The sequence below is a fragment of the Pedobacter suwonensis genome, from assembly GCF_044762335.1.
GTDB lineage: Bacteria > Bacteroidota > Bacteroidia > Sphingobacteriales > Sphingobacteriaceae > Pedobacter.
The window spans coordinates 460,371-476,669 of sequence record NZ_JBIWEB010000001.1 but is presented as its reverse complement, the minus strand read 5'-3'; the positions used below and the strand labels follow the sequence as shown (position 1 = coordinate 476,669).

Annotated in this window: 12 protein-coding genes; 10 read left to right on the top strand and 2 right to left on the bottom strand. The window is 40.6% G+C overall.

Translation table 11 applies throughout. The annotated features are described in order from the left end of the window. Positions 1 to 52: 52 nt before the first annotated feature. From ACIQXP_RS01925 to ACIQXP_RS01880, 10 genes are all read left to right on the top strand, one after another. A complete protein-coding gene (locus tag ACIQXP_RS01925; protein ID WP_387504226.1) occupies positions 53 to 547 on the top strand; it encodes a hypothetical protein in 495 nt (164 codons plus the stop codon). A 231-nt stretch (positions 548 to 778) separates the two neighbouring features. Next, positions 779 to 1,342, top strand: coding sequence for an HdeD family acid-resistance protein (locus ACIQXP_RS01920; protein ID WP_387504227.1), 564 nt, complete (start codon positions 779 to 781; stop codon positions 1,340 to 1,342). Between the two features lie 185 nt (positions 1,343 to 1,527). Further along, positions 1,528 to 1,710, top strand: coding sequence for a hypothetical protein (locus ACIQXP_RS01915; protein ID WP_387504228.1), 183 nt, complete (start codon positions 1,528 to 1,530; stop codon positions 1,708 to 1,710). Between the two features lie 76 nt (positions 1,711 to 1,786). Further along, a complete protein-coding gene (locus tag ACIQXP_RS01910; protein WP_387504229.1) occupies positions 1,787 to 4,297 on the top strand; it encodes a cation-translocating P-type ATPase in 2,511 nt (836 codons plus the stop codon). A 260-nt stretch (positions 4,298 to 4,557) separates the two neighbouring features. Further along, a complete protein-coding gene (locus ACIQXP_RS01905; protein WP_387504230.1) occupies positions 4,558 to 5,424 on the top strand; it encodes a universal stress protein in 867 nt (288 codons plus the stop codon). A gap of 510 nt (positions 5,425 to 5,934) precedes the next feature. Further along, complete coding sequence (locus tag ACIQXP_RS01900) at positions 5,935 to 6,516, top strand: RNA polymerase sigma-70 factor (protein ID WP_293743309.1); 582 nt, start codon at positions 5,935 to 5,937, stop codon at positions 6,514 to 6,516. A 55-nt stretch (positions 6,517 to 6,571) separates the two neighbouring features. Beyond that, positions 6,572 to 7,753 carry a FecR family protein gene (locus ACIQXP_RS01895; RefSeq protein ID WP_387504231.1) on the top strand — a complete coding sequence of 394 codons (1,182 nt, stop codon included), beginning with the start codon at positions 6,572 to 6,574 and terminating at the stop codon, positions 7,751 to 7,753. A 264-nt stretch (positions 7,754 to 8,017) separates the two neighbouring features. Beyond that, entirely contained in the window at positions 8,018 to 11,527 is a 3,510-nt protein-coding gene (locus tag ACIQXP_RS01890) for a SusC/RagA family TonB-linked outer membrane protein (RefSeq protein WP_387504232.1), read from the top strand. A gap of 49 nt (positions 11,528 to 11,576) precedes the next feature. Continuing rightward, complete coding sequence (locus ACIQXP_RS01885; RefSeq protein ID WP_293743312.1) at positions 11,577 to 12,992, top strand: RagB/SusD family nutrient uptake outer membrane protein; 1,416 nt, start codon at positions 11,577 to 11,579, stop codon at positions 12,990 to 12,992. A gap of 28 nt (positions 12,993 to 13,020) precedes the next feature. Continuing rightward, the gene (locus ACIQXP_RS01880) at positions 13,021 to 14,139 is read left to right on the top strand and encodes a TlpA disulfide reductase family protein (RefSeq protein WP_293743313.1); all 1,119 of its coding nucleotides are present in this window, start codon (positions 13,021 to 13,023) and stop codon (positions 14,137 to 14,139) included. Positions 14,140 to 14,606: 467 nt separating this feature from the next. Here the strand turns inward: ACIQXP_RS01880 and ACIQXP_RS01875 are convergent, their stop codons facing one another. After that, positions 14,607 to 15,209, bottom strand: a complete 603-nt coding sequence (locus tag ACIQXP_RS01875; RefSeq protein ID WP_293743314.1) for a hypothetical protein — start codon at positions 15,207 to 15,209, stop codon at positions 14,607 to 14,609. 144 nt (positions 15,210 to 15,353) lie between these two features. Further along, positions 15,354 to 16,025, bottom strand: a complete 672-nt coding sequence (locus ACIQXP_RS01870) for a hypothetical protein (RefSeq protein WP_293743315.1) — start codon at positions 16,023 to 16,025, stop codon at positions 15,354 to 15,356. Positions 16,026 to 16,299 lie beyond the last annotated feature (274 nt).

Here is a 16,299-nt window from a genome sequence, read left to right as displayed (position 1 = left end):
TCATTACTTTTCATTTTTGCGGAGTCTATCTTTAATCAAAAATATAAGAGGTATGAAAAGAATTGCTGCTATTTTTGATGGATTGGACTTTGCAGGATCGACCATGGACTTCGCTATCGGGTACTGTAAGAAATCGGACGCGCACCTGGTGGGTGTTTTTCTGGAATCTTTTCTTTATCACGAGTATGACTTTGCTAAACTGCTTGGGAAAAACGGCATTTCCGCAGTAAAAATCAGGCATGCTGTTATGAAAGAGGCCGAAAAAAGGGCCAGGTCACGAAAGCTGTTTGCCGATGGATGTAAAAAGGCAAATATAAGTTATTCCATTAGCCACCCCGAGGGTATTACTATCAGGTTCAGCCCAAGTTTTACAGCGAGTTTCAGCGCTGCGTCTGTAGCGTTTTTATCCCTGTTGCTGAATTCTGTAAGCATTAGGATCATCTTTGTGGATACTTTTTTCTTGCTGTTCATGATTTTCCTGTTTTATACAATAAATATGGCCAAAAAGAATGCTACAAATGCTGACTGGTATCATGACGCTGGATGACCAGAATCATAGCTGTTCTGGACATAAGCTGTAAATTTGTATTTGGTTCAAGATTTGTTCCGAAAATCCCGGTAAAATCATAATAACCTGTAAAAGTTTTATTTACGATGTAATTGTTGTGACTACCATTCTGAATTTTTTTAATATTCAACTTTGGCAAAAAACTTAAAGTATCTACCTAGCTCCCTTATTCATATTTCTTCGGCACCAGGGACTTAAAATTTCTAAATTATGAAAAACGTACATTCTACAAGTGGGATCATGCCAGTTCTTCAGATGATGTTGATTTCAGGAATAATGATGGTTATTATAGGTGTTTATGTACTCATAAGTCCATCAGAGGCATACTTTTCATTAAGCCTGATATTGGCCATGGGCTTAGGTTTATCCGGTTTTTTTCATTTATATCTGGCATTTACATTTCGCAAAAGGGTTTCCGGTTGGTTATGGCTGCTGAGCGGGGCAATCGTAGATATTGCATTAGCAGCTTACCTGTTTTATTTTCCCATGCTGACCATGATCCTTCTACCTGTTTTGATTGGGGTCTGGCTGTTATTTAACGGTTTTATGGAGATCGGAAGGTCATTGAATACTACACCATATTCAGGACGACATTGGTTTGTTTTCCTATTACCCGGCCTTATCATCCTCATTTTCTCTTTTTTAATTCTTGATCATCCGCTTATGGGCATGATCAACATTGTCTCCTGGATGGCCCTTTTATTCATTAGCTCAGGCCTGTTGAGGATCTTTTTTTCGTTTAGGCTATTCAAATCTGCAGATACGCAGGGCTAATTTTTTAAATTCTGAAGCAGATTTCCGCTTTTATTGATCGTGTAATTTATGCTTAAACGCTTGATATCAAAATCATCTGTTACAATGATTGAGGTCATTATTTCTATTTCAAACAAGTGATAAATTTGAAATGAGATACCTTTTATTATCGGCTAAGGCAGCTAAATCAAATTTCAATAGAAAATATGATCAAAAATTACCGGGCTATGCCGGAAGTGGTTTTACGCAGCAGCGGTTTTGGGATATCAAACCTGGCACGCTGGCTAAGTGCATTCCCGCAATGGTTCAGGGGAACAAAAAGCCCTATGCTTTCGCCGTCAACGCCCTCTTTTCAATATTCTTCAAAGCCGGGAGTGATAGAAGAGTAAGGGGCAAAGCTGTTAGTGGTTTTTTTCTATCTGAATTAAAATACTGTTGTAAACGTTATAAAATAATTCACCGATAATGGAGATAAATACTTTTGGGCTTAGCGGTTTGAGCGATATTCAGGTGAAGGCCTCCCGGGAAAAATACGGCACAAATGTCTTGTCCTACAAAAAGCAAAATGCCTTTCTGGATGCCCTGAAAAAAATTATAAAAGAGCCAATGGTGATCTTGTTGCTGGCTGCTGCCCTGATTTATTTTCTTACAGAGAAAACCGGCGACGGTATTTTTCTTTCTCTTGCCGTAATAATTGTTGCCACCATCTCACTCTATCAGGATTCGCGGAGCCGAAACGCCCTGGAAAAATTACAGGATTTTTCGCAGCCCAAATGCAGCGTGATCAGAAACGGGATGGTGATGGACATAAACTCAGGAGACCTTGTTATAGGGGATTACCTGATGGTTGAAGAAGGAAAATCAATAACTGCTGACGCAGTAATTGTTCATTCCAATGATTTCTCCGTCAATGAAAGCGTGCTCACCGGCGAGTCCCTGGCCGTTTATAAAGACAGTTCTTCAGACGAGAATTTAATCTTTCACGGAACCACCGTAGCAAGCGGCCTTGCTATTGCCACCGTACAGGCTGTAGGAAATGAAACCCGCCTGGGCAGAATCGGGAAAAGCCTGGAGTCGATAAAAGAAGAAAAAACACCGCTTGAGCTGCAGATAAACAATTTTGTTAAAAAAATGGTCATGGTAGGCGGTATGGTATTCCTTGCCGTGTGGTTAATAAACTACCTCCGCTTTCCGCATATTCTCGACAGCCTGATCAAGGCCCTGACACTGGCAATGAGCATTTTGCCCGAAGAAATCCCTGTAGCATTTACAACCTTTATGGCACTGGGTGCCTGGCGCATGATGAACATGGGGATCATCGTCAAACAAATGAAAACCGTTGAGACCCTTGGCAGTGCTTCAGTAATCTGTACCGATAAAACCGGAACCCTGACCGAGAACAGGATGAGCCTGACAAAAATATATGCCCTGCAGACCAATGAAATCTGTGATGTTGAGGGTCATGTTTTCGATTCGGCCACTCAGGAAATCTTAACATTGGGTATGTGGGCCAGTGAACCCATACCCTTCGATCCAATGGATGTTGCCCTGCATGATGCCTACCTTAAAAATTCATCCGAAGACGAGCGCCATGCCTTCCATATGATTCATGAGTATCCGCTGGGAGGGAAGCCCCCTATGATGACACACCTGTTTGAAAACTCCCATGGCCAGCGGATTATCTCAGCCAAAGGGGCGCCAGAGGCGCTTATGATGGTAAGTCATCTTAGCGAATTTCAAAAGCAAAACATCAATGAAGCGATTTTTTCTTTGGCTAAAGAGGGGTATCGCGTTTTGGCAGTAGGACAGGCAAGTTTTGAAGGGGATAATTTTCCGAAAAATCAACAGGAATATGAGTTCTCATTTAAGGGGCTCCTGGCCTTCTATGATCCACCCAAGAAAAATATCAGTGCTGTACTGGATGCCTTTTACGCTGCAGGTATCGCGGTTAAGATTATCACAGGAGACAATGCACAGACTACTGGCGCCATCGCAAGGCAGATTGGTTTCAGGGGTGCTGAAGATTGCATAGGCGGCGATGAGCTGATGCCGCTATCTTTAACGCAGCTCGGAAAAAAAGTCAAATCTGTAAATATTTTTACCCGGATGTTTCCTGAGGCCAAGCTAAAGATCATCAATGCCATCAAAGCCAATAAAGAAATAGTAGCCATGACCGGTGACGGGGTGAATGACGGACCTGCATTGAAAGCTGCGCATATTGGCATTGCTATGGGTAGAAAAGGAACTGAAATTGCCAAGCAGGCCGCTTCACTGATATTGCTTGAGGATGATTTATCCAAGATGGTTGATGCGGTGGCGATGGGCAGGCGTATTTATACCAATTTGAAAAAGGCCATACAGTATATTATATCCATTCATATTCCCATTGTATTAACCGTATTTATACCGCTGGCCATGGGCTGGATTTATCCTAATATTTTCTCACCTGTTCATATCATTTTTTTAGAGCTGATTATGGGCCCAACCTGTTCGATCATCTATGAGAATGAGCCGACCGAGAAAAATACAATGCTGCAGAAACCCAGACCGATGACTTCAACCTTCTTTAATTGGAAAGAATTATCTATGAGCATCATTCAGGGATTGGTCATTACCGCAGGGACACTTGCAGCATATCAGTATGCGATAAATGATGGGGCGGATGAGCTCATCACACGCACCATGGTATTCAGCTGCCTGATATCCGCAAATATATCGCTCACGATGGTCAACCGCTCGTTTTTCTACTCGCTTTTTACTACCATAAGATACAAGAATAACCTTGTTCCCATCATGATAGGTATTACCGTTGTCATTTCAGGTGCGTTGATCTACTTGCCACCCCTGGCATCGTTTTTTGGATTTCGGTCTCTTAACTTATCCAGACTCTTGATTTCCATTGTCTTGGGATTTGTTTCTGTCGTCTGGTTTGAACTTGTCAAATGGAGAAACAGGACATATCAGCAATTAAAATAAAAAGCCCGGGTTAAGTCCGTCCGGAACTCCCATCAACCATCCTGCTTATTGGATGAAAAAAAAGCAATGAGCCAGAGTTTGAGTGTTGAGCAGACTTTTTGAAGTTAATGAGCTATATCAGTCCTGAATCTGAGCTGCTGATCGAAAACATATTTATATATGATCAATATCATCGCCGGAAAAAAGAAAAATTATGAACTTGGATGCATACATGGTTGTGCAGTCGCCTGGCCAGCACAAAATTGATAAATATTCGGATCATGAAAACAATACTTGCTTTGACCGATTTTTCAGAATCTGCTGAAAATGCGTCACGCTATGCATACGAACTTGCAAAAAGGGTTAAGGCTCACCTGACGCTTTGTAATGCCATCACCGTTCCACTTTCACAGCCCATTCCCAGCGGAATGGTTTGGCCAATGGATTATGATTCGGTCATTAGTAAGAGCAAAAGAGCGCTGAAAGACTTTGCCCATCTGATCGTTGATTCCAACGGTCTTCCTGATAAAGCTTTTCCCAAAGTTTCTGTAAAAGCAGAAGTGGGCGACCTCTCTGATCTGGTGCGGGAAGCCATTCTAACCACCAAGGTTAATCTGGCCGTGATGGGGCTTTCCGGTGCCGGAGATATGCGGAGGTTTTTTCTGGGTAGCAGTACCAGGGACATGATAGACGCGGCGCAGCTACCGCTGATGCTCATACCAAAAACTGTAAAATTCAGTCCCTTTACCAAGATCGCGTTCGCAACCGATTTGAGTATAGCGGACTTTGAGGCCATCCAGTCCCTAGCGGTGCTGGCATCAGCATTTAATGCAGAGCTGCTTATCGTCCATGTTGTAGAGAATGGGATGGGGCCCGAGAGAACAGGAAAGATCAATGACTTTATTGCCCGGCTGAAGACAGACATCAACTACGAGAAGATATATTATAAAAATGTATACAATAAGGATGTTGAGGGTGGACTGGAACGGCTCAGTGAACACGGGCAAATAGATTGCCTTTCTATGATCCATCGTCCGCATGATTTTCTCGACGGGGTGCTAAAGGGTAGCCATAGCCAAAAAATGGCCAGGCTTACCGAACTCCCGCTGCTCGTATTTCCCCAGGGCCATAAGGATGTTGTTTCCTAAGAATCTCCAGACAAGATATATCCAAAATGATCCTAAAACTATGAAAGCCGCTGTGATCCATGGTTTGTGATCATCCCCAACGTATTGAGTGGGTAAAGGTCAACAAAAGGATACTTGGCTAAACGCATGTCGATTTGTTATCTCTCACAAATGATTATGGTCTATTCAACCAAATTCAATCAATTAACATGTCAGGTTTTTCGTTCAAAGTTTCCGAGTCAGGATATTTTTGACACGAAATACTTAACCTGGGTTTGGTATTATTTTATAAATCCTTTGGCTTTCAAATCATCAACGATAGGCTAAATAAGCATTAAAAATGCTTTTAACATCTTATGTGGGCCTTAAATGTAGCAACGTTTTGCCTGATCCATCTCTTTTGTAGTATCAAAATTATAAAGAAGTCAATAAACTTTACCCGCACTAAATAATAGTTGGTCTTTTTTGATAATACGTTCATTTCGTAAATTCGTAGCTTTTGACTAACTATGTCATTCATTAAATTCTTTAATGGGAGGAGAAGCTAGTAAAACACTTCATATCGACGAATTCGAAACAATGTTTCGCAGAAACCATCAATTTCTGTGTGCTGTGGCTATGCAATATGTGCATGATCAGTTTACAGCGGAAGATATAGTGCAAGACTTTTTTATAGACTTCTGGCAGAGGCGCCATACCATTCAACTAACCACAAGTTTTGAAGCCTACGCACGCCGGGCAGTAAAATATAAATGCATTGATTTCCTGCGTAAAAGTGCAGTGACTGAAAAAAGGAATTTGATGCTCGCCGCTCTGGAAAAGGAACAAGAGGATGCCAATGAGCTGGAAAATAACGAAATCAAGCATCAGCGCTATATAAAAATTGTCGAATTGATTCAAAAACTACCTGAAAGCAGGCAAAATATTTTTATTATGCATGCGGTAGACAACATGAGCTACGCTGAAATTGCTATGAAGCAAAATATTTCCATTAATACGGTTAAAACTCAATTAAGCAGGGCCTATTCAGCACTTCGTAATCATTTAACTCTTATTTGTGTCGCATTTATCCATTGTCAGGGCATTTTTAAATTTATTTTAGAGAAAAAATAGAAATTCTCCCATTTGCTGTCACCCATTTTCCATATATCTACGACAGTGTTTTAATATGGATAAAAAAATCAGCACTTTTACTCCCGACTGGAATAAGCTTTTAGATCAACTGGAAGCAGAAGAACAGTTGTCAAATGCCCTTAGTGCCGATGAACAGGTACTTTTAGCAGAACTTCGTGCCATAAGGGATGAGTCTGCTGATGCACTAAAAACTTATTCATTTTCCAATACCAATGCAAAATGGGCTGATTTAAAAGAGCAGATTGAGTCAACAGCTGCTTTACAGCCTAATGGTAAGCTGCGGAGACTTTGGTTCAGCATTGCGGCTGCCGCAATTTTATTCATTATTGGCATTAGCATTATTTATTACAGCTATCGTCAGCAGCAACAACAGCCACAAAAGCTGGTTAATATTATCAAAAATGACATTCCTCCCGGAAAAAATACGGCTACACTTACCTTAGAGAACGGTAAAAAAATCGTCTTGTCTGCTGCCAATAATGGTCAGCTGGCCAGCGAAGCAGGGATCGTGATCACTAAAACTGCCGATGGGCAATTGATTTATTCCGTGAAGGATGGTCAAAAGCCAACAGGTATACATATTAATACCCTATCTACTGCCAGGGGTGAAACGTACCGTCTCCGTTTGCCAGATCAAAGTGAAGTATGGTTGAACTCGTCTTCCTCGATTAAATTCCCTGCATCATTTGCATCAGCGAAATTGCGCGAAGTAGAACTTACAGGTGAAGCCTATTTTCAGATTGCAAAAGATAAATTACATCCTTTTATAGTAAAAACCAACCTCCAGGAAGTACAGGTACTAGGCACGCATTTTAATGTAAACAGCTATCCGGATCATCATAAGGCAGTAACTACGCTGGTTGAAGGAAGCGTGCGGGTATCAAATCATCTGCAACAGACAAAAACCATTAAACCTGGAGAGCAATCGACAGTGCAAAATGGGCATGATATCTCCATTGCACCAGCGGACATTAAAAATGTAATGGCCTGGAAAAATGGTTATTTCCGTTTCAGAAATGAGCCGATTGAGGAGGTAATGGCAAAAATCATGCGCTGGTATGATATTGAGGTCGTGTATACAGGGAAAGAATCTGGCGAGCTGTTTAATGGTAACATTTCGCTTCATAAAAATATAAGCGAAGTGCTGAATATGCTTAGCTATTCCAATGATGTAAAGTTTAAAGTTGAAGGAAGGAGGGTGACCGTTATACAATAGAAATTTACCTTATCTAATCTATCGGAAATTCAAATTCATCCCTAAGGGCCATAAGGGCTGAGATGGAGAATAAATTTAAATACCAGTCCGACGCCAATCGAACTGGTAATAAAAGTCCGGTAATCAAACAAACAGTTAACTAACCGCTAAAAAGCCGCGAACTCGAAATACAAGGCTTTAAGCAACAACCAAACTTATCAAATGTACCAAATTTGCACTAAACCAGTGCGCTTTTTTAGCGCGCAACACAAACTATGGAGAGTTATGAAGCTAACCACTTTACTCATACTTGCTTTATTTATGCAGGTAAGTGCGGGCACCTACGCACAAAAAATTACCTTATCGGCTAAAAATGCCGGATTATACACCATTTTTGATCAGATTAGTGAGCAGACCGGTTACGATTTTGTTATTACAAATTCTGTATTAAAGAATTCAAGAAAAGTTTCGATAGACGTTAAAAATGCTGAACTGAACGACGTTCTTGATCAGATATTCAAAAACCAATCGCTGGAATTTACGATTACAAACAAATCTGTGCTGGTAAAAAAGAAGGAGCCTGCATTATTGGATAAAATAATCAGACAATTTCAGGCAATTGATATTACTGGTAGAGTGCTCAACGAAAAGAATATGCCTCTTCCCGGCGCTATTGTAAGTGTAAAGGGATTGAAAAAACAAGTGGTAACCAATAGTGATGGTGAATTCAAACTGGAGAATGTGGATGAAGATGCTGTACTTGTAGTTACGTTTTTAGGTTATCAGACCAGGGAGATCAGGGCCTCGCAAAATCTTGGTAATATCATACTCACCATTCAAACCAGTCAGCTAGATGAAGTGACCGTTTCAACAGGTTATCAAACGCTTTCAAGAGAACGCGTTACCGGATCATTTTCGAAGGTATCATCCAAACAGCTGGATCAACAGCGTTTGAGCAGTTTACCATCATTGCTGGAAGGCCGGATACCAGGCTACAATAATGGTCTGATTAGGGGTACCACATCTATGAATGGTTTGGTGCAGCCATTATACGTGATTGATGGCTTTCCCGTTGAAAATATAAATTTAAATGCAAACAGCAGAAATGTGACTGAAAGTATCCCGGGGTTGAACCTTGAGGATATTGAGAGTGTTACGGTATTAAAAGATGCTGCTGCGGCTTCTATTTATGGAGCACGGGCCGCTAATGGTGTTATTGTTATTGTGACCAAGAAGGCAAAAAGCGGCAAGCCGCAAATCTTTGCCTCCAGTACATTCACTGTATCACCTTACAGGTTATATACAGATAACCTGACGAATTCGTCAGACATCGTAGAACTGGAGAAAGAATGGGCGGCGAATAACCCGAATTTAAGGGGTGCAAATGCTGCTAATTATGCGGCAAACCTATTGCAAAATATGGCCTATCCGAGCCAGGGTATTAATGCTATTCTGAAAAATGCTGCCGGTACGCTATCACAAGCAGATCTCAACAGCAGATTAGCACAACTGGCATCCAGTGGATACCAGTATTACGATGATGTAGAAAATTACAGTAAGCGTAATCCCTTTTATCAGCAATATAACCTGAGTGCCGGCAGTGCAACCGAAAAAAATGCTTTATATTCATCTGTCACTTACCGTAATAATAAAACACAGGATAAATTTGCAGGTGATGAATCTGTTGGTGTTAATATCAACAATACCACCCAGATCACCAAGTGGCTGAGCATGGAACTGAGTACATTCCTATCTTATGCTCAAGGAAATACCCAGCCATATAATACCTTATCACCGGGATATGCCTATTTACCTTACGACCGTTTGGTGAATGCCGATGGAAGCAACTTTACGTCTACCGCGGCATCACGTTTATCTGCCAATAGTATGACGCTGATCAATAATAACCGCTTGTATAATATGGACATCAATCCATTAAATGAGCAGGAGATGAACCTCGGTAAAACAAAGAATTTCACCAACAGGTCCTTTATTAAATTTGGGGTAAAAATTGCCAACTGGTTATCCTATAATCCGAGTTTTCAATATGAGTATTCAAACAGGAGATTGGAACAGTTAAATGATAAAAATTCTTACTATGTGCGGAGCAGGGTAAACAGCTTTGCCTCGGTTAACCCTGTGGCAGGCGGATCAGCCATCTTCAATCTTCCGTACGGAAATATCTTTTACAAAGAAAATCAATTCAGCAATTTATACAATTTCAGGCAGCAGTTCAATATCGATAAAACCTTTGGGGAGAAACATAATTTAACGGCAATTTTAGGCTCCGAGATTAGAAGCAGAAGAATAGAATTCGGAAACCAGACACTTTATAACTACAATCCAAACACACTAACCTATAGCCTGTTGAACCAGCCATTGTTGGGAAGTTATCCTGGAAATATTCTTGGTAGTGGAAGTTTTACAGCAGCAGATGCAGCGGTGATGAGGGTTAACGTAGAACGTTTCGTTTCTTTTTATAGCAATGCAGGCTACACCTATGATGAAAAATATCTGCTTACGGGTAGTATCCGCTGGGATCGGTCGAACCTCTGGGGTACCAGTTCTAAATATCAACATGACCCAATCTGGTCAGTAGGTGCTGGCTGGAATATTCATAAGGAATCATTTTTTAACGTAGATTGGATAGACCGATTAAAACTGCGTGTTTCACAGGGTATCGGTGGTAACGTATACACCAATACTGCGCCATTTACCACTTTCAATTTTAACCCTAACTACAATGTAGGAGGCTTGCAGGCAACAGTAGGAAGCAGACCAAATCCACTGTTATCATGGGAAAAAACGGCCATAACCAATGGAGGCTTAGATTTTGCAGTGTTGAACAACCGTTTATCGGGTTCAATAGATTATTATCGCAAAAGAGGTACCGACTTGCTCGCTAACACTCAAGGCGTACCGACGGAAGGCTTTGGTTATTCTACCTATGTCATCAACAACGGAAAGATGTTGAACAATGGTATTGAACTGAATCTGTCTGGCGATATTATACGCGCTAAAGATTTGAACTGGAACTTAAGTGTACAGTATGCTTATAACAAGAATAAAGTTACCTACGTGAATGTTGAGGCTCCTTTCTATATCCTTCAGCTTGATTATCCGCAATCATTTCCGCGTATCGGAAATCCATACAATGCCATTTACAGTTATCAATGGGCTGGTTTGAGTGATAAAGGATTGCCACAGGTTTATAATGAAAAAGGAGAGAAGGTGTTGGCTTCGCCTACTACGCTACAATCTATTGTGTACAGCGGAACGACTGTTCCAAAATACAGCGGATCATTTAACAGTACGCTGGATTATAAAAACTTCACTTTATCTTTTCTGTTGACTTTCGAGGGGGGGCATAAAATGAGGAATACATTTTTACCTACGCTCGGAGCCGGCTATAATAGTGCGCTTAACGGCTATGTAACGCAAATCAGTACCGTAAACAAAGATATTGTAAACAGGTGGAGAAATCCTGGTGATGAGCTAACAACCAATGTGCCTAAAGTGGTTTTTGCTGAAGATCCTGCATATAACAGCCAAAGTGCCAGTATGTATGGTTATGCGGATATCAATGTGATTGATGCGAGCAATATGCGTTTACGAAATATTTCACTTGCATACAAAGTACCGCAACTGGTAGCTAAAAAAGCAGGGATGAGCAATATACGTTTCCAGTTTAATGTGGAGAATGCATTTACACTGGCCAAATCTCAAACGGCGAAATACCTGCTTAATGGATACAGCATGCCGAATTATGTATTGGGAGCTTATCTGACTTTCTAAAAAACGTTATGCTGCACCAGCAGTAAAAGAACATTTAAAGACATAAGTGATGAAAAAAATACTTTTAAACACCATAAAATTAGCCGCTATCGCTTCGGTACTTAGCTTTAGCTCCTGCAATAAATTTATTGATATACTTCCTGTAGGGAACGGTCAGATTCCTACCGCACTATCTGATTATGAAGCCCTGTTGCGCGATGAATATGGCAACCACCGCACAGATATTACCCAGGCTGTACTTTTGCTGAACGACAAGTTTGAAACCAGCGGCAACCTGAATTACTATCCCCTGTACAAGGCAAACTATAACTGGAATGAATCGGCGGATCGGATTGCATTAAACAATGCCGATGAAGGTACCTATTACAACATGTACACCGGAATAAACACCAGCAACCTGATTATCGAAAAGACAGCCGGTACTACCGGTGGTACCGATGCACAAAAAGCTGAGCTCATTGCGCAAGCAAAAGTATTAAGGGCATTTGATTATGATATACTGGCTAATTATTATGCAGATACTTATGAAGAGGCAAATGCAGGCACCAAATTATCGGTGCCGCTGATCCTTAGTGCTGATATTGGCGCTCCCTATACTCAGGTATCGATCAAAGAGTTATATGATTTCATGTTAAAGGATATCAATGAGGCCATTCCAGCTTTGGGTTCCACCAGTGCAACAGTACTTCATCCTAACCTCGGATCAGCAAACGCACTGAAAGCAAGAATACTCCTGCAAATGGGAAGATATGCTGATGCCCTGGCTGCGGCAAACGAAGCGCTGAAGTACAATGATAAACTGTTTGACTGGACAACGTTTTATAATACCTACAAAACGCAAATAGAGGCAGTTAATGTCTATACCAATGCGCCATCGCCAATGGGCTTTAATTACGTTGAAAATTATTATTTCCGTCACGGTGCGTCGAGCAATGCCGGCCGGGAACAAGCAATCCGCGTTGACCGTGCAAGCCGTTTCGAACAAGGTGACGCAAGGTTCGCTTCCCGCTGGAAACTGCGGACCGTTGGTGCAGATACCTATTATACCAGCATTACTACTGGTTACTTCAATATAGGTGGTTTAACAACTACTGAAGTATATCTGATCAAAGCAGAATGTCAGGCACGCCTTAACGATATTCCTGGCGCAATGGCTACATTAAATGCGGTAAGGGTAAAAAGAATCTTTGCTGCAAATTATGCACCGCTAAGTGCAACTAACACTATCGAAGCGGTAAAACTCATTCAGCGGACCAAAAGAAACGAACTTATTTTAGGCATTACACCATTTGCTGATACACGTCGCCTGAATAAAGATGCCAATTATGCTGTTACGCTGAGCAAAACGGAAGGTGGGCAAGCCTTAACGCTTACTCCTAACTCACGTATGTGGACAATGCCATTTCCACAGGGTGCCTCAAAAAATCCGGGTAATGGAACCATCAAACAGAATGTAGATAAGTAAAGAAATACCAAGTTAAAAGCGATACAACATGAACATTTTATTTAAGACCGTATTCACCCTTGTACCTGCGACGCTCATGTGTTGTGGAGGCCCGCTATTTGCACAGAACGGGAAATATGTAATTACCGGTAAGCTGCCTGCCGTTAATGAAAAGGTATATCTTGGACACGAAGCTGGCGACAAATATGTCATAACAGATTCAACCAAAGTTATTAATGGCAGTTTTATGTTTAGAGGAGCGGTTAAACAACCGGGCTTTTATAAACTGGAAAGCAAACACCTTAAAAATCCAATCGTTTTTATATTAGAAAATGCGGCCATCAATGTGTCTAAACCTGACAGTGTATCGCCCGTGGTGATTAGTGGTTCTCCTGCGCACGATGTGTATATGAGTTTTTATAATGGCCCATGGAAAACAATCACTGCCAAAGCCGGAGGTATCTACGGAAGACTTGATCAGGCTGAGAAAGCTGGCAAAATGGATACCGCCACCCGTGCAGGCTTAGACAGAGAATTTAGAGCCCTGGATACTTTGAATATCGCAACTGTGAAGCAATACGTTTCTAGGAATCCAAGCTCAGCCGGATCGGCAGGTATCATCTATGATCGCTTCATCAGTTATCCGAATTTTCCGGTAGCTGAAGAATTATATGGGATGCTCACGAAAGAAGCACGGCAATCAGATATTGGTGAACAAATTAGCACCGCAATAAAAACGAATGCGAAAACTGCCAAAGGGAAAGTTGCTCCGGCAATTGCCATGCCTGATAAAGATGGTAAAATTGTAAAGCTTTCTGATTTTAGAGGGAAATATGTACTCGTTGATTTCTGGGCGAGCTGGTGTAGCCCCTGCAGGAGAGAAAATCCAAATGTAGTGGCTGCTTATAAAAAATATCATGACAAAGGCTTTGAAATTTTGGGCGTATCCCTCGATTCTAAAAAAGATGCCTGGTTGAAAGCCATTGCAGCTGATGGCCTCACCTGGACGCATGTTTCAGATTTACAGGCTTGGTCTAACGCTGCTGTTAAGGAATATGGCGTAAAAGCTGTACCAGCAAGCTTCCTGCTTGATCCCGAAGGTAAGGTTGTAGGTAAAGATTTGAGAGGAGAGGAACTGAACAAAACCCTGGCTGGTATTTTCAAATAAAAATTATATAAACGCCAGTTTATAAATAGCTGCGGCCCCCGGGCTGCAGCTATTTATGTTTGAATGAGGTGAATTTTGTTTGCTATATTACAGTTTAGAAACCACCGCGGATTATAGCATAAAATGTGAGCTCACAATTTTTAAATTTGCCAATCTCAACTGGAATGAACTGGCTAGGAAGTTAGTCAAAACTTAATCTAGCAGTTACCAGAAGTCACTGATCTTTTTTAAAATTGTATTAATCGATCATGTATTTAGCCATCATTACATTAGCACCGATATCATGATAGGAGCCTATCATTCCCAGGCACGTCTTTTTCAAAATTATATTGGCCTTCTTAGATTATTTTGAACTTTCATGTATCGGTTTCATAATTCCATGGCTACTGAATGTATATATGTTCTTTGCGATTCGATCCACCTGCAAAGTGCCGCCCTTTTTAGGTTTGCTCACCAGTCTGGTTGGCTCAATGCTTTTCTCTTCGTTTTAATTCTAAATTTTTATACCTCTCTACCAATGCCCTAAATTTTTCTGATATCGAATGATATTGTTCCTCATCAAAATCTTCTAAATAAATTTTCTTGAATTGCATTTTCGCTTTAATGGTCGGGATTTTAATCAACATGCCTTTTTCGTTATTCGCCAAATGATCAAAATAATGCCAGTTGCCCACGTATTCGCCAGTAAGTAGATTTATACTTGCTTCACCACTACCGTCGTTTGTGGCGTTCCCCAAAGCGTACTCACTTACGCCGATTAACCTTATTCGCTTTTCATTTTTCTCATACCTAAACTGGCAGGCATAACCCGAGCGCATCCAGTTCGTATTCATTTCGAAACCGGTTTTTTTAGGTTCAATGAGGGTATTATCTCCAGCCGTTTCTATTTTTTTACTTTTTATTTTTTTAAAGTTTTGGGTAGATAATCTACAAGTAATTTTATGATCGTGTTCATCCAGGTAAACAGTATCCATCTTTCCATCCAAATCAATGTCTTTTACCAACTTTTTCTGCGCATAGGTTGATAAATTTAAAGTTAATATACCTGCAATAATCATTAGTTTTTTCATGTGTGCTTGCTAAAGTTGTACCTCCTGATCGTTACTTAAACCTGAAATTTAAAATATCACTGTTTATTTTTTAAATGTGCTTTACCATTGATAGGTCTTGGTATATTCTTGCCATATTTTAAGTGACTCCTAATGGTTATGTCGTTAGTCCTCTTTGGTTATTTTAACATCAGTAAAGTGACCTAAGGTTCCCGGGCCTATCCATAATCCTATACTTCCGCGGAGATTTTTACCCTGTTTCAGGTCATTTACAATTAAAGTAGGCTGAGCTGCACCATTTATATATAGTCTGGCCGTTTCATCCTTTACCACAATTTTTATTTTGATCCATTCTGCCGGCAAGATATCTACATAAGCTTCATACTTGCCCGGTGTTTCTTTTCTTAATTTTTCCCATGGATATCCTGGGATAGAGATATACTGACTGGAATGATTCCGGCGTAACTGATCATTTGCACGGCCATTGGTGGGACGTAAATAAAAAACCTCCGCTTTTGACGCGTCAAGAGCTGCTCTGAATGCTATTCCTACAAAACCACGTGCTGTCTCACTAGCGTTTGAAAGTGTTTGTCCCGAAATGGAGGCTTCAATTATTCCGTTATGAAAGTCAGTATCCTTTAAGATCGCAAGTGTATTGTCTCCATCTGCTTCACCTTTTATTTCGAGGGCTAACGCATTTTTACCTTTGAAGACAGAAGCTTTAACCGTTACCTGAAATGGAACTACATCAGACGGGCTTTTTGCAAAGTTTTGTGCCTTTAGGTCCAAGCTGAATATTGTGCTTAAAAACAACACGTATAGTATTCTAATGATCATAGGAGAAGTATATTTTAGTGATTTAATTCATCTAAAATAAAGAAAATGGTTTTTCTCTTAGAATCTTTTGATAATATTCTATTTCTCGAAATCTTTTAGCGGGTGACTACAACTCAATTATCATTTCTATTGATGATATATTATCATTTATTTGCTCCTTGGATTCAAAATACCACCACTGAATTACTAAAATAATGTACTTAAAGTCACGGTACTTTTGAAGCTCATCTTGATGAGGAATGAGATTGCAATTTAATACACCGTTTTTGCAATT

Bases quoted from the DNA above. Each gene is read 5' to 3' on its own strand.
- ACIQXP_RS01920 (WP_387504227.1), top strand. From the start codon at position 779: ATGAAAAACGTACATTCTACAAGTGGGATCATGCCAGTTCTTCAGATG.
- ACIQXP_RS01880 (WP_293743313.1), top strand. From the start codon at position 13,021: ATGAACATTTTATTTAAGACCGTATTCACCCTTGTACCTGCGACGCTC.
- ACIQXP_RS01875 (WP_293743314.1), bottom strand. From the start codon at position 15,209: ATGAAAAAACTAATGATTATTGCAGGTATATTAACTTTAAATTTATCA.
- ACIQXP_RS01890 (WP_387504232.1), top strand. From the start codon at position 8,018: ATGAAGCTAACCACTTTACTCATACTTGCTTTATTTATGCAGGTAAGT.
- ACIQXP_RS01915 (WP_387504228.1), top strand. From the start codon at position 1,528: ATGATCAAAAATTACCGGGCTATGCCGGAAGTGGTTTTACGCAGCAGC.
- ACIQXP_RS01925 (WP_387504226.1), top strand. From the start codon at position 53: ATGAAAAGAATTGCTGCTATTTTTGATGGATTGGACTTTGCAGGATCG.
- ACIQXP_RS01895 (WP_387504231.1), top strand. From the start codon at position 6,572: ATGGATAAAAAAATCAGCACTTTTACTCCCGACTGGAATAAGCTTTTA.
- ACIQXP_RS01870 (WP_293743315.1), bottom strand. From the start codon at position 16,025: ATGATCATTAGAATACTATACGTGTTGTTTTTAAGCACAATATTCAGC.
- ACIQXP_RS01900 (WP_293743309.1), top strand. From the start codon at position 5,935: ATGGGAGGAGAAGCTAGTAAAACACTTCATATCGACGAATTCGAAACA.
- ACIQXP_RS01910 (WP_387504229.1), top strand. From the start codon at position 1,787: ATGGAGATAAATACTTTTGGGCTTAGCGGTTTGAGCGATATTCAGGTG.
- ACIQXP_RS01905 (WP_387504230.1), top strand. From the start codon at position 4,558: ATGAAAACAATACTTGCTTTGACCGATTTTTCAGAATCTGCTGAAAAT.
- ACIQXP_RS01885 (WP_293743312.1), top strand. From the start codon at position 11,577: ATGAAAAAAATACTTTTAAACACCATAAAATTAGCCGCTATCGCTTCG.